This is a genomic window from Salinisphaera sp. SWV1 (genome assembly GCF_052044155.1).
Lineage (GTDB): Bacteria > Pseudomonadota > Gammaproteobacteria > Nevskiales > Salinisphaeraceae > Salinisphaera.
The window spans coordinates 64,840-78,257 of record NZ_JBQDYE010000003.1; the positions used below are offsets into that span (position 1 = coordinate 64,840).

The 13,418-nt window shown below is 64.0% G+C and carries 12 protein-coding genes; 8 read left to right on the forward strand and 4 right to left on the reverse strand.

All coding sequences use genetic code 11. From position 1 onward, the window contains the following. Positions 1-5: 5 nt before the first annotated feature. The 8 genes from ACS8YF_RS02335 to hglS all read left to right on the forward strand — a co-directional run bounded on the left by ACS8YF_RS02335 (position 6) and on the right by hglS (position 9,965). On the forward strand, positions 6-1,280 hold the full coding sequence (locus ACS8YF_RS02335) for an NAD(P)/FAD-dependent oxidoreductase (RefSeq protein ID WP_440848608.1): 1,275 nt from the start codon (positions 6-8) through the stop codon (positions 1,278-1,280). A gap of 52 nt (positions 1,281-1,332) precedes the next feature. Continuing rightward, complete coding sequence (locus tag ACS8YF_RS02340; protein WP_440848609.1) at positions 1,333-2,946, forward strand: ABC transporter substrate-binding protein; 1,614 nt, start codon at positions 1,333-1,335, stop codon at positions 2,944-2,946. Between the two features lie 36 nt (positions 2,947-2,982). Continuing rightward, positions 2,983-3,939, forward strand: a complete 957-nt coding sequence (locus ACS8YF_RS02345; RefSeq protein ID WP_109992695.1) for an ABC transporter permease — start codon at positions 2,983-2,985, stop codon at positions 3,937-3,939. Then, on the forward strand, positions 3,936-4,793 hold the full coding sequence (locus ACS8YF_RS02350; RefSeq protein WP_109992696.1) for an ABC transporter permease: 858 nt from the start codon (positions 3,936-3,938) through the stop codon (positions 4,791-4,793). Before ACS8YF_RS02345 ends, ACS8YF_RS02350 begins: the two co-directional genes overlap by 4 nt. After that, a complete protein-coding gene (locus ACS8YF_RS02355; protein ID WP_440848610.1) occupies positions 4,786-6,453 on the forward strand; it encodes an ABC transporter ATP-binding protein in 1,668 nt (555 codons plus the stop codon). The genes ACS8YF_RS02350 and ACS8YF_RS02355 overlap by 8 nt, the downstream gene beginning before the upstream one ends. Positions 6,454-6,748: 295 nt before the next feature. Beyond that, positions 6,749-7,969: an AGE family epimerase/isomerase gene (locus ACS8YF_RS02360; protein ID WP_440848611.1), complete on the forward strand. Its 1,221-nt coding sequence runs from the start codon at positions 6,749-6,751 to the stop codon at positions 7,967-7,969. A 42-nt stretch (positions 7,970-8,011) separates the two neighbouring features. Beyond that, positions 8,012-8,359 (forward strand): hypothetical protein, encoded by a 348-nt coding sequence (locus ACS8YF_RS02365; protein WP_440848612.1) that lies wholly within the window; start codon positions 8,012-8,014, stop codon positions 8,357-8,359. A 214-nt stretch (positions 8,360-8,573) separates the two neighbouring features. Further along, on the forward strand, positions 8,574-9,965 hold the full coding sequence (gene hglS, locus ACS8YF_RS02370) for a 2-oxoadipate dioxygenase/decarboxylase HglS (protein ID WP_440848613.1): 1,392 nt from the start codon (positions 8,574-8,576) through the stop codon (positions 9,963-9,965). Between the two features lie 269 nt (positions 9,966-10,234). Here the strand turns inward: hglS and ACS8YF_RS02375 are convergent, their stop codons facing one another. The 4 genes from ACS8YF_RS02375 to ACS8YF_RS02390 all read right to left on the reverse strand — a co-directional run bounded on the left by ACS8YF_RS02375 (position 10,235) and on the right by ACS8YF_RS02390 (position 13,394). Then, complete coding sequence (locus ACS8YF_RS02375) at positions 10,235-11,032, reverse strand: transporter substrate-binding domain-containing protein (RefSeq protein ID WP_440848614.1); 798 nt, start codon at positions 11,030-11,032, stop codon at positions 10,235-10,237. A gap of 129 nt (positions 11,033-11,161) precedes the next feature. Continuing rightward, positions 11,162-11,887, reverse strand: a complete 726-nt coding sequence (locus ACS8YF_RS02380) for an ABC transporter permease (protein ID WP_440848615.1) — start codon at positions 11,885-11,887, stop codon at positions 11,162-11,164. Then, positions 11,887-12,600 carry an ABC transporter permease gene (locus tag ACS8YF_RS02385; RefSeq protein WP_440848616.1) on the reverse strand — a complete coding sequence of 238 codons (714 nt, stop codon included), beginning with the start codon at positions 12,598-12,600 and terminating at the stop codon, positions 11,887-11,889. The genes ACS8YF_RS02380 and ACS8YF_RS02385 overlap by 1 nt, the downstream gene beginning before the upstream one ends. A 23-nt stretch (positions 12,601-12,623) precedes the next feature. Continuing rightward, the gene (locus ACS8YF_RS02390; RefSeq protein WP_440848617.1) at positions 12,624-13,394 is read right to left on the reverse strand and encodes an ABC transporter ATP-binding protein; all 771 of its coding nucleotides are present in this window, start codon (positions 13,392-13,394) and stop codon (positions 12,624-12,626) included. Positions 13,395-13,418: the final 24 nt, after the last annotated feature.

Sequence of the window (13,418 nt, forward strand, 5' to 3'; positions counted from 1 at the left end):
CCGCGATGAACTTCACGCCCTACTGGCTGGACACTGCCCCGGCGTTCCGGAGTGCCGCCGCCGGCGACGTCGAAGGACATTACGATGTCGCCGTGATCGGCGCCGGGCTGACCGGGCTGTCTGCAGCGATCCGGGCCGCGCGCGACGGCGCCAGTGTCCTGATGCTGGAAGCCGGCCGCGTGGCCGGCGAAGCCTCCGGGCGCAACGGCGGGCAATGCAATACGGGTTTGGCCACCGATTACGCCGGCCTGGTCGAGCGCTTCGGTACGACCGCGGCACGCTGTCTGCATGACGCCTACACCGCGGCCGTAACCGATGTGGAACATCTGGTCTCGGATGAGGCCATCGACTGCGACTTCCGGCGCTGCGGCAAGCTCAAGCTTGCCGCCAAGCCAGCGCATTTCCGGAGCCTGGCCGCGGCGCATACGCTCATGAACGATGCGTTCGGAGCGCACACTACCCTGTTCGACGCCAGCGGAATCCGCGACGAGATCGGCAGCGACACCTTTCATGGCGGACTGCTCATGCCAGACGCCGCCCAACTCCATGTCGGCCGCTTCGGTATCGGTCTGGCCGAGGCTGCGGCCCGCCGTGGCGCGACGATCCACGAACACACGCCGCTGACCGGAATCGACAAAAACGGGACCCGGCATCGGCTCGCCACGCCGCGCGGCAACGCCAGCGCGGATCAGGTCATCATGGCCACCGGGGCATCGCGCCACGGCCCGCTCGGCTGGTATCGGCGCCGTATTGTACCGGTCGGCAGTTTCATCGTGGTCACCGAGGTGCTGGGGCGGGAAACGCTCGACCGGCTACTCAAGAAACGTCGCAACTACGTGACCAGCCGTCTGATCGGCCATTACTTCCGGGCCACGCCCGACGATCGACTGCTGTTTGGCGGCCGGGCCCGTTTTTCGATGTCCGGCGGTCGCGCCGACGAGAAAGCCGGCGCTATTCTCAAGCATGGCATACGGACGACGTTCCCCGAGCTTGAGGCGGTCGGTATCGATTACTGCTGGGGCGGACTGGTGGACATGACGCGTGACCGTCTACCGCGCGCCGGCCGGCACGACGGCATCCATTACGCCATGGGCTATAGCGGCCATGGCGTACAGATGGCGGTTTATATGGGCGGCGTACTCGCCGACCGTGTTGCCGGGCGCGCGGATCGCAATCCGTTTCGCGAGCTCGCTTGGCCGGCGATCCCCGGCCATTTCGGAACACCATGGTTTTTGCCGGCGGTGGGGGCCTGGTACCGGCTCAAGGATCGATTCCAATAACGCGCCATGATCGAACGAGACCTCAGGCGCAGATTTCCAAGAGGGCAAGAGTATGAATGACGACGACCAGAATCCGGTTTCGGAACAACAGCTCTACGACCGGCTGACCCGCGCCACCAGCCGCCGTGAAGCGCTCAAGACCCTGGCCGCGGCCGGCTTTTTCGCCGCCGGCGGCGCGAGTCTGGTACTCGGGCCCAAGGCGCGCGCGGCGTCCAACCAGCCCAAATACGGCGGGCATATCCGGGTGGCGCTTTCATCCAGCTCCACCAAGGACACGCTGGACCCGGCCAAGGGCGCCACCGCGATCGACTATTGTCGCGACTTCATGTTCTACAGCGGTCTGACCGAATACGACTCGCATCTGCAGCCCCAGCCGGCGCTGGCCGAATCGTTCCACACGCCGGACCGGGGCAAGACCTGGGTCTTCAAGCTGCGGCGCGGCGTGACGTTCCATAACGGCAAGGCGCTGGCACCGGACGATGTCGTGTTTTCGATCATGCGGCACAAGGATCCCGCCACCGGCTCGAAGATCAAGCCGCTGGCCGACCAGATCGACAAGGTGGCCGCCTACGGCGATCACGAGGTCACGGTCACGTTGACCACCCCGAACGTGGATTTTCCGGCGATCACCGCGATCTCCCACATGCTGATCGTGCCCCACGGCACCACGGATTTTTCCCAGGGCATCGGCACCGGCCCTTTTACATGCGCCGAGTTCAAGCCGGGCGTACGTTCGGTGGCGCACCGCTATGCCGATTATTGGAAACCCGGGAAACCCTATCTGGATACGATCGAGACCGTCGGCATCGGCGACAAGTCATCGCGCATCAATGCCCTGATGTCGAACGGCGTCCAGATGATCAACGATGTCGATCCCCATGCCGCCGAGCGCATCAAGAACGCGTCGAACACCCGGCTTTCGGCCGTCAACTCGGGCAATTACAGCGATCTGATCATGCGTCTGGACATGGAGCCCGGCAAGCGCCCGGCGTTCGTCGAGGGCATGAAGTACCTGCTCGATCGCGACCGCATGAAGCAGATCATTTACAGCGGCTATGCCGATATCGCCAACGATCAACCCCTGCCCCCGACCAACCCGTACTATTTCGACGGCCTACCGCAGCGCACATACGATCCGGATCGCGCGCGATCGTTGTTCAAGAAGGCCGGTGTGACGGGCGCCAAGTTGCAGGTCGTCGCTTCGCAGGCAGCCAACGGCTCGGTCGAGATGGCGACATTTCTGCAACAGGCGGCGGACCGAGCCGGGCTCAAAATGCAGATCAAACGCGCGCCCGCCGAAGGCTATTGGTCGAATTACTGGGCCAAGCAGCCGATTACGTTCGGCAACATCAATCCGCGTCCGACGGCCAATATCCTGTTCAGCCAATTCTTTACCTCGAGCGCGCCGTGGAATGAATCGCACTGGCACGATCCGAAGTTCGATCAGCTCGTGACCGCGGCCCGCCAGGAGACGGACAAGACCAAGCGCCAGCAGATGTATGCCGACATGCAGCGCATGATCCACCAGTCCAGCGGCATCGGCATTCCGCTGTTCATCACCGACCTGACCGGCTATAGCAGCCAACTCGGCGGCATGGATCACAAGATCCCCCTCGGCGCGATGCTGGGCCATCGCTTTGCCGAATACGTCTGGTGGAAAGGATGAGATCGATCGCGCCCGAGCACTGGCATCGGGTATGCCATGCATAGTCCGGTATTGCGACTGATCGTTCGCCAGCTGGTTTCGGCCCTGGTGACCCTGCTGCTGGTCTCGTTGATCATCTTCGCGATCACGTCGCTGTTACCCGGCGATACGGCGAAGCTGATCCTCGGCCAGTTCGCAACCCCGGATCAGGTCGCCGCTCTGCGCACCAAGCTCGGTCTCGATCAGCCGGCGCCGCTGCGCTATCTACACTGGCTGGGCGGGCTTCTGACCGGCCATCTGGGTACGTCGGCGGCCAACGATATGCCGGTGGCCACACTCATCGCCCAGCGCTTGCCGGCATCGTTACTGTTAGCAGCGGTCACCACGGCCGTATCGGTGCCGATCGCACTAGCCAGCGGCATTCTGTCGGCGATGTATCGCGGCCGATTCGCCGACACCGCACTCAATGTGGTGACACTGGCCATGGTGGCGGTGCCCGATTTTCTGGTCGCGATCCTGTTGATTCTGTTGTTCGCGGTCGAACTCGGCTGGCTTCCGGCGTTGTCGTATACCTCGACCATTCACAGCGTGGCCGATTTCTTCGAAGTCTATGCGATGCCGGTGGCCACACTGTGTGCAGTGCTGGTCGCCCAAATGGCACGCATGACGCGCATCGCACTGATCAACGAACTGGACAGCCCGTACATGGAAATGGCGCGGCTCAAGGGCGTTGGGCCGGTACGTTGTGTGCTGGTGCATGCCCTGCCCAATGCCGTGGGGCCCATCGCCAACGCGGTCGCGCTCAGCCTGTCGTATCTGATTGGCGGCATCGTGATCGTGGAGACGATCTTCAACTATCCCGGCGTGGCCAGTCTGATGGTCGATGCGGTATCGAACCAGGATCTGCCGTTGGTTCAGGCCTGCGCGATGCTGTTCTGCGCCTTTTACCTGTTGCTGATCCTGCTGGCCGAGTTGGCCGCGATCCTGTCCAACCCCAAGTTGAGGTCGAAATGAGCGCATCGGAAATCCAGCCGAGCGCGCCGGCTCCGCCCAGCCGCCGGGCACGCCTGGCCCAGGCCCCGGCCACGCTGTGGATCGGCCTGGTGCTATTCGGCAGCTGGATATTCATCGCGATCTTCGGCACCTGGCTGGCCCCGCACGGCATGGGCGACATGGTCTCCGGCCAAGTGTTCGCCGGGCCCAGCAGCCAGTTTCCCCTGGGGACGGATCATCTCGGGCGCGACGTATTGAGCCGCATTCTGATCGCGACACGCTACACCGTCGGCATGGCGCTGGCCGCAGCCGTGCTGTCCAGTGCGATCGGCGCCGCCTTCGGAATGATCGTGGCCCTGTCCCCGCGGTTTGTCGATCTGGGCGTCAGTCAGTTGATGGACGCGCTGATTTCGATTCCCAGCAAGATGATGGCGCTGCTGGTCGTCGCAGTCTTCGGCTCATCGATCCCACTGCTCATCGTGGCGGCCGTGGCCAGCTACGCGCCGGGCGCTTATCGCATCGCTCGCAGTCTGGCCCTGAATCACGCGCAGATGGAATACGTGGCCGTTGCCCGTTGTCGAGGTGAACGCCGCGCCTATATCGCCATAGTCGAGCTGTTACCCAATATCTTCGGGCCCGTGCTGACCGACATGGGCATGCGATTCGTATTCATCGTCTTGCTGCTCAGTGCGATGAGCTTCCTCGGACTCGGCGTACAACCGCCGATGGCCGATCTCGGTTCGATGGTGCGCGAGAACATCAGCGGCCTCAATCAGGGGGCGCTGGCGGTGATCGCCCCTGCGGTGGCGATCGGGATGCTCACGGTTGGCGCCAACCTGCTCATCGACAGCATTTCGAGTCGCCGCAATGGATGATGCCGCACAGACGCCCGCCCTGGGCCAGCCGCTGACCGTTTCCGGCCTGCGCGTGGTCGCCCGGCCCGAGCCGGCCGCCGACGAGATCACGATCGTGGATGATATCGGTTTTGCGCTAGCGCCCGGCGAAGTACTCGCTCTGATTGGCGAAACCGGCTCGGGCAAGAGCACGATCGCCCTGGCGCTGATGGGTCATGCCCGATGCGGCTGCCGGATCGTCGCCGGCCGCATCGAACTCGGCGGCGTATCGATCCTGGAACAGTCGCCACGCACGCTGCGGCGTCTGCGCGGCGACCGTATCGCCTATATCGCCCAGAGCGCCGCGGCATCATTCAACCCTTCCAAGACGTTGATGTCGCAGGTCATCGAAGGCGTGGTCATTCACGGACTGATGTCTCGCCGGAAGGCGCGTGTCAAGGCACGCGCGCTGTTCCAGGAATTGGCGCTGCCCGATCCCGAGCATATCGGCGAGCGCTATCCGCACGAGGTGTCCGGCGGCCAGCTGCAACGGGTCATGGCCGCGATGGCTTTGATCAGCGACCCGGCGCTGATCATTCTCGATGAGCCCACGACCGCGCTGGATGTGACCACTCAGATCGAAGTACTGCAGACCTTCAAGCGGGTGGTACGCGAGCGCGGCGCGACCGCGGTCTATGTCTCGCACGATCTGGCGGTGGTGGCTCAGGTGGCCGACCATGTTCTGGTGCTCAACGATGGGCGGCAGCGAGAACTCAACGACATCCATTCCATTCTCGAACACCCAGCCGACGACTACACCCGACACCTGCTGAGCGCAGCGCAGCCACCGGATGCCACTAATCCATTGCACCGCGCATCGCAGCAGGAACTGCTGCGGGTTGATCATCTGCACGTCGGCTACGGCCACGCGGATGCCAGCGGCACTCCGAAGCACCCCGTGCTCCTGGATATCAATTTTCGTATCGACCAGGGGCAGGCGCTGGGTGTAATCGGCGAATCAGGCTCGGGAAAATCCACCCTCGCACAGTCGATCGCCGGCCTGGTGCCGGCCTATCAGGGCGGCGTGACCTTCAATACGCGCGAGCTGCCGCCGAACCTCGCCGAGCGCAGCGAATCGCAATTTCAAGGCGTACAGATCGTTTTCCAGAGTGCGGACAACGCGCTCAATGCCGCACATAGCGTGCGCCGCATCCTCACCCGACCACTCAAGCGCCACTTCCATTACTCGCGGGCACAACGCGAGACCCGCGTGCGCGAATTGCTGGACCTGGTCAAACTACCGGCGCGCGTGCTCGACAGCCGTCCCGGCGCCCTTTCCGGGGGTCAGAAACAGCGTGTGAATCTGGCGCGGGCGCTAGCCGCCGAACCGTCGCTGGTGATCTGCGACGAAGTCACTTCAGCGCTGGACACCGTCGTCGGTGAAGCGATTCTCGATCTGCTGATCGAACTGCGCCGCAAACTCGGCCTGTCGTACCTGTTCATCAGCCACGACATCTCGACGGTACGCCGGGTCTGTGACGATATTCTCGTGCTCCATCAAGGTCATCCGGTCGAACAAGGGCCCTGCCAGCAAGTCATCGACGATCCCCGGCAGCCGTATACCCGGGTGCTGATCAATTCGATTCCCCAGCTTCGCACCGACTGGCTGGATACCCATGGCAAGCTCGCCGAGCATTGCTGACGCCCGGGTGACGATGCCATCAGATCGAAGACGACCTACCGGCTGAACAATGGCGCGATGGGTTTGCTCCCCACGGCCCCCATGAGCCCGAGTGGCTGGAGGGCTCGAGCCCGTACAAGCTGATAGGTCGCGCGGCCCAGCCAGGCCGGCTCGGCCCGATGTTCGTGTTTCTGGCGAGCCCGGATCCGTCGTTCATCAGCCGCCAGACGATTCCTGCGAATCGTCGGCATGGTCGTCAACGGCGGACCGGCCGGCCATACTGCGCAGCAAACGATACCAACGCAGGAGTACGCTCATGGCCGAGATCACACGCTGGAGTCAGCGCGCCACCCACCGCCACTGGCTGGCGGCCGAAGGCCTGGACCTGCTGGAGTTCTATCGCGCGTCCTGCCGGGCCGGCGGCGGCTTCGGGCCGCTCGACGTCAATCGCGAACTGGCCTCCGATACGGCCGACACATTGATCACGGCCCGCATGACGCATTGCTATGCCCTGGCCACGCTCCAGGGGGTGCCCGGTGCGTCCACGCTCGCGCATCACGGCGTGGTCGCCCTCGCTGAACTGCTGCGCGACGACGCCCACGGCGGCTGGTTCGCCGCCGAACCGACGCCCGGCTTCGACGATTCCAAGCAGTGCTATATCCATGTCTTCGTGGCCCTCGGTGCGGCCAGCGCGACGCGCGCGGGCATCGAGGGCGCCCGCGCCCTGCTCGACGATGTGCTCGCCGTGCTGGAATCGCGCTTCTGGTCGGCCGACGAACAAGCTTACGTGGAAGCTTATGCGCGCGACTGGACCGGGCTCGCGGACTATCGCGGCGCCAATGCCAACATGCACGCGACCGAGATGTGCCTGGAACTGGCCGATGTGCTGGATGACAACAGCTGGCGCGAGCGGGCCCTGGCCATCGTCACACGCCTGATCCACAACGTGGCCGCCGCCAACGGCTGGAGCGTGATCGAGCATTTCGATGCGAACTGGCGCATCCTGGCGGATTTCAACGCCGACAAGCCGGACGATGATTTCAAGCCGTTCGGCGCCACCCCGGGCCACGGCTGTGAATGGGCGCGCCTGTTGCTGCATCTGGAAGCCGGCCTCGGCGCCGAGGCGCCCGACTGGCTGGCCCACGACGCCGCGCACCTCTTCGACAAGGCCATGGCCGAGGGCTGGGAGGCCGACGGCAATCCGGGCATGGTCTATACCGTCGACTGGGACGGGGCCGCCTGTTCACGCCGGCGGCGTCACTGGACCCACGCCGAGGCCGCCGCTGCTGCTGCCGCGCTGGGCGCGCGCACCGGTGAGGCCCGTTTCGAGATCTGGTACCGACGGCTCTGGGATTTCATCCGCGATGTGTATATCGACGACGATCGCGGCAGTTGGCTGCAGGAACTGGACGGCGAACTCGGCCTCGATCGCGACGATGGTCATCTCAAGGCCGATCTGTATCATGCGTATCAGGCCACGCTGCTGCCGCGTTTGCCGCTCGCGCCGACCCTGGCCGTGGCGGTCGATACGCTCTGAACCGGACACACGACCTCACCCTTATAACGCTGAAACCGGCTTATGTCCGACCGCGATCCGAACGATCCCCGAACCCCGCGCGGCAGCCAGCGGCTGCCGCGCTGGGCCGGCTATCTGCTCATTGCCGCCGATGTCGTTCCCCGGCCGCTGTTTCTGACCTGCTGGCTGGCCACGCTCTTTGCGCTGTGGATGACACTGCCGACCGATTCGATCTGGATTCAGGTGGCCGTGCTGCTCATCGCCTCGATCGCAACATTGGCGGCGGTCACGCGCGCCGCCGCCACCCAGGCCGGCGAGCGCGGCGCGCTCGGCGCCTATGTCGCCCGGCTCGCCGCCACGACGTCACTCGGGCGTTGTCTGACCGATTTTCTCGGCGGGCGGCGCGACTGATCCAAAACTGGGCGCAGAATTTGAAGTGCCGCCCAGACGTCTCATTGTCGCCTCGAATCGCGCCTGGCAAGGCGCGAGCCGCCGGTACGTGAGTGTCCCGGCCAGGACGAGCAACACCGCCGGTCGCGCTGTGCCTCACCCCGCGGCAATGTCAGACTAGGCGCACGATCTGGCTCTTTGCGCCAGGCGCGCAATGGCTTACCCGGAGTGCTCCATGCCCGCTCATTCGTTCGTATCCGCGGCCTCGATCCGAGACCGTTTCGCTTCGGCGATGTCGACCATGTACCAGAACGAGGTACCGCAGTACGGCACGCTACTGAAGCTCGTGGCCGATATCAACGAGCGCACGCTGGCGGATAATCCTGCCCTGGCCCGGCAGATGGCCGCGGCCAACGATCTGGATCGGCTGTCGGTCGAGCGCCACGGCGCGATTCGTGTCGGCACGGCCGAAGAACTTGGCATGCTGAGCCGCCTGTTCGCGGTGATGGGTATGGCGCCGGTCGGCTACTACGACCTGGCGGCGGCCGGGGTGCCGGTGCATTCGACGGCGTTCCGGCCGATCGAGACCGAGACCCTGGCGATCAATCCGTTCCGGCTGTTCACGTCGTTGCTGCGGCTCGATCTGATCGAGGATGACAATCTACGCCAACGCGCCGCCGATATTCTCGCCGTGCGCGATATCTTCACGCCGCGCGTACGCGAACTGATCCAGCGCTTCGAAGCCGAAGGCGGGCTCACCGAGGCCGAAGCCGACACATTCGTCGCCGAGGCGATTGAGACCTTTCGTTGGCACGAAGACGCCACGGTCGATTACGCGACCTACGAGGCGCTGGCATCGGAACACAAGCTCATCGCCGACGTGGTCTGTTTCCGCGGCCCGCATATCAATCATCTGACACCGCGTACGCTGGATATCGACGCCGCGCAGGCGGCCATGCCGGAATACGGCATCACGCCGAAGGCCGTCATCGAAGGCCCGCCCCGGCGCGACGTGCCCATCCTGCTGCGCCAGACCAGTTGCAAGGCGCTGGAGGAGTCGATCCGCTTCGCGGGCGACACCGAAGGCCGACATACCGCGCGCTTCGGCGAAATCGAGCAACGTGGCGTGGCGCTCACGCCCGACGGGCGTGCGTTGTACGATCGGCTGCTGACCGCCGCCCAAACCTACAAGCGCGACGCCAATGACGACTACCAGGCCGCGCTGCACGGCATATTCGAGGAGTTTCCGGACGATCTCGATACGTTGCGTCGGCGCGAGCTGGCTTACTTCCGTTACCAAGCTGCCGGCGAATCGCTGATTGATGCCAGTGCACCCGCCGACGATGACAGCGCCATCGAAGCCCTCCTGGCCTCGGGGCATGTCGTGGCCCACCCGATCGTCTACGAGGATTTCCTGCCGGTGAGCGCGGCGGGCATCTTCCAGTCCAACCTCGGCAGCGACGAGGCCGGCGAAGGCACGGCCGCCGCCAGCCAGCAGGAACTCGAGGCGGCCCTGGGCCAACCCATCATCGACCCGTTCGCGCTGTATGCCCGGATCGAGGCAGACTCGAAGCGCGCGGCGCTGGATATGCTGATGGGCCTTGCACCGCAAAACAGGCCGGCCTGAGCGGGCTTGGTCGCCCGCCGCGAACCCGACAAAAGCAGTCCGCAAATGGACGCGAATAACGCAAATGGAGCGGCGTGTCGTACGCGGGCAGATTCCGGTGCTTTTGGGCCGCCGGCCGACTGACGCAGAGCGCGCCACGCCCGGCATTGCGCAATCTTGTTTAATTTGCGTTTCTTGCGTTCATTTGCGAACTCGTCTTCCCGATCCGACACAAAAAAGCGCGCCGGGTTATCCCGGCGCGCTGTCTGAGCCAGCTGGACGCGCTCGCGTTATTCGTCCTTGGCGGGCGGCGCCTTGTGGAAGTACTTCTTGTAGATCCTGGCGTAGGTGCCGTTGTCCCTGACGGCCTTGAGCGCCTTGTCGAACTTCTTGGCCAGGCCCTGCTCGTTCTTGCGGAACGCGATACCGAAACCGTCGCCGAAGTATTTCTTCGGGCCGGTCAGGTCAGCCCCGGCCTGGCGATATTTATCCGGATGCGGATCGATCAGCGTGCTCTGCCCGGTGATCTGGTCGAAGAACGCGGCATCGAGGCGGCCGGCGGACATGTCGACGGCGACGTCGTCGGCGTTCTGATAACGCTTGATGATGGCGATATTGCCGTATTTGTCGGTGACGTAGTTGTCCTGGACCGTGCCACGCTGCACGCCGATCTTCTTGCCCTTGAGCGTCGCGGCGTCGATCTTGTGCAGCGAGCTACCGGTCGGCACAAAGAACGCGGACGGCACCACGATGTAGGGCGTCGAGAACAGCACGTGCTTCTTGCGTGCGTCGTTGATGGTCATCGACGACATGATGGCGTCGTACTTGCGCGCCATCAGGCCCGGAATGATGCCGTTCCAGTCCTGCTGCACCCAGCTGCAGTGCAGACCGGCCTGCTTGCACAGGGCATTGCCCAGGTCGATGTCGAAGCCGGTGAGCGTACCGTCCGGCTTGGTGTATTCCATCGGCTTGTAGGGCACATTGGTGGCGATGCGCACGTTGTCGCCCGCGGCACTCGCGGTCGTGGCGATACCGGCGCCCAGTGCCACGCTCGCGGCCAGCACGGATACGGTAAGCAGTTTTTTCATGATCGATTCGGTCCTCGTGAATGGGTGCGGCCGGAAGCGACGAGCGCCGCCGACACGACGCGTGGATTGAACCACGGATGTCGCACCGTGAACATGCACAAAACGTGCTATGTCGATGGCTTTCCTCCCTCAGGCCGGCTTGAGATGCCGCAGCAGGCGCTTCTCGGCCAGCCGGAATCCGCCCTGGATGGCGAAGCTCAAAACCATGTAGACACAGGCCACGAATATGAAGGCCGGGAACGGCGAGTAGAAACGGGCATAGACATAGTAGGCCGCGCCGGTCAGATCGGTGATGGTCACCGCCGAGGCGATCGAGCTGGCATGCAGCATGAAGATTACCTCGTTGCCATAGGCCGGTAGCGCGCGCCGGAACGCCGACGGCAGCACGATCCGCCGGTAGCAGGTGAACGTCGACATGCCGTAAGCGCGAGCGGCTTCGATCTCGCCGCGTGGCGTGGCCCGGATCGCGCCGTAAAAGATTTCCGTGGTGTACGCGCCGGTATTGAGCGCAAACGATAACAACGCCGGGTACAACGGGTTGTCGATGAAGAACGCGAACCAGCTCTGCTGCACACCGGGTATGAAGGCAAAACCGTAATACGCGATGTAGAGCTGGATCAGCAGCGGCGTGCCACGAAACACATAGGTGTAGACCCAGATCGGCCCGGATATCCAGATCCGGTTCGAGGCCCGGCCGATCGACAACGGCACCGCCAGCACGATGCCGACGAGCAGCGAAATAAAGACCAGTTGCACCGTGCTGACCAGGCCTTGCCAGTACTGTGCGAACGTCGCCGGGGTGAAGATGTCGTTGTGCGACAAAAACGGGGCGACATGCGCGAGCCACTGTTCCATCACACCCCCTTCCTGGACGTATTGAAGCCGGCGTCGTAACGCCGGCGCAGCCAGCCGACGAACAGCTCGGAGACACTGGTGATGGCCAGGTAGCCCATCCCCACCGGTACCATGAACAGAAACGGCTCGTGCGTGGCCTTGGTCGCCTGGTCGGCGATGCGCACCATATCCGACAGGCCGATGATCGAAACCAGTGCAGTGGCCTTGAGCAACACCATCCAGTTGTTGTTGATGCCCGGCAGGGCGTGGCGCATCATCAACGGAAAGCGCACGCGCCGGAACGCCAGCCAGCCGCTCATGCCGTACGCCCGCGCGGCCTCCATCTGACCGGCGTCGACCGCGAGGAAAGCACCGCGGAATGTTTCCGACATGTACGCGCCGTAGATCACGCCCAATGTGATCACGCCGGCCACGAAGGCGTTCACGTTGACGAAGATGTCGGTACCGAGCCAGGCGTTGATCTGGTCCATCGCCACATTCACGCCGATCTGGCCGCCATAGAACAGCAGCATCATCATCACCAGATCGGGCACGCCGCGAATGACCGTGGTGTAAAGCAACGCCAGACCGCGCAGGACACGCGAGCGAGAGAGTTTCACGCTGGCCACCACCAGCCCGATCACCAGCGCCAGTACCAGCGAAAGCAGCGCCAGCTCAGCGGTGAGCGCCGCGCCGCCGAGCAGGCGCCAGCCGTAACCCTGAAAATCGATCATCGCCAGTGTCCTGTCCTGGGGTATTAGAAGCGCGGACCGAGGAACTGTCGCAGTCGCGGCGAGTTCGGATTTTCCAGAACATCACCCGGCTTGCCGGCCTCTTCCACGCGCCCCTGGTGCAGATAGATCACCTGCGACGACACGTCGCGGGCGAAATCCATCTCGTGGGTGACCACCACCATGGTCCGGCCCTCGTCGGCCAGTCCCCGCATCACCTTGAGCACATCGCCGACCAGCTCGGGATCGAGCGCCGAGGTTGGTTCGTCGAACAACATGACCTCCGGGTCCATCGCCAGCGCGCGGGCGATCGCGCCGCGCTGTTGCTGGCCGCCGGACAGCTGGGCCGGAAAATACTCGGCTCGCTCGGCCAGGCCCACCCGTTCGAGCAACGCCATGCCCTGCTCGCGCGCGTCCTTTTTCGACTTGCCCAGCACATGCACGGGCGCCTCGATGACGTTGCCGATCAACGTCATGTGCGCCCATAGGTTGAAGCCCTGGAACACCATCGACAGCTTGGCGCGAATACGCTCGACCTGCTTCCAGTCGGCCGGCTCGCGCTCACCGCGCCTGGTCTGAAACGCCACCGGCTCGCCGTGCACGACGATATCGCCGGCATTGGGGATCTCGAGCAGATTCATGCAGCGCAGGAACGTGCTCTTGCCCGAGCCCGAGGCGCCGATCAACGAGATCACGTCGCCCTCGTGCGCCTCCAGTGAAAGACCTTCGAGTACCGGATTGTCGTTGAAGCTCTTGTGCAGGTCTCGAACGACCAGCGGTATCGCGTTATCGGCCATGCGCGTTCAGTCGCCCTCGCAAAA

Coding starts and splice junctions, on each gene's coding strand:
- ACS8YF_RS02335 (WP_440848608.1), top strand. CDS start 6: ATGAACTTCACGCCCTACTGGCTGGACACTGCCCCGGCGTTCCGGAGT.
- ACS8YF_RS02340 (WP_440848609.1), top strand. CDS start 1,333: ATGAATGACGACGACCAGAATCCGGTTTCGGAACAACAGCTCTACGAC.
- ACS8YF_RS02345 (WP_109992695.1), top strand. CDS start 2,983: ATGCATAGTCCGGTATTGCGACTGATCGTTCGCCAGCTGGTTTCGGCC.
- ACS8YF_RS02350 (WP_109992696.1), top strand. CDS start 3,936: ATGAGCGCATCGGAAATCCAGCCGAGCGCGCCGGCTCCGCCCAGCCGC.
- ACS8YF_RS02355 (WP_440848610.1), top strand. CDS start 4,786: ATGGATGATGCCGCACAGACGCCCGCCCTGGGCCAGCCGCTGACCGTT.
- ACS8YF_RS02360 (WP_440848611.1), top strand. CDS start 6,749: ATGGCCGAGATCACACGCTGGAGTCAGCGCGCCACCCACCGCCACTGG.
- ACS8YF_RS02365 (WP_440848612.1), top strand. CDS start 8,012: ATGTCCGACCGCGATCCGAACGATCCCCGAACCCCGCGCGGCAGCCAG.
- hglS (WP_440848613.1), top strand. CDS start 8,574: ATGCCCGCTCATTCGTTCGTATCCGCGGCCTCGATCCGAGACCGTTTC.
- ACS8YF_RS02375 (WP_440848614.1), bottom strand. CDS start 11,032: ATGAAAAAACTGCTTACCGTATCCGTGCTGGCCGCGAGCGTGGCACTG.
- ACS8YF_RS02380 (WP_440848615.1), bottom strand. CDS start 11,887: ATGGAACAGTGGCTCGCGCATGTCGCCCCGTTTTTGTCGCACAACGAC.
- ACS8YF_RS02385 (WP_440848616.1), bottom strand. CDS start 12,600: ATGATCGATTTTCAGGGTTACGGCTGGCGCCTGCTCGGCGGCGCGGCG.
- ACS8YF_RS02390 (WP_440848617.1), bottom strand. CDS start 13,394: ATGGCCGATAACGCGATACCGCTGGTCGTTCGAGACCTGCACAAGAGC.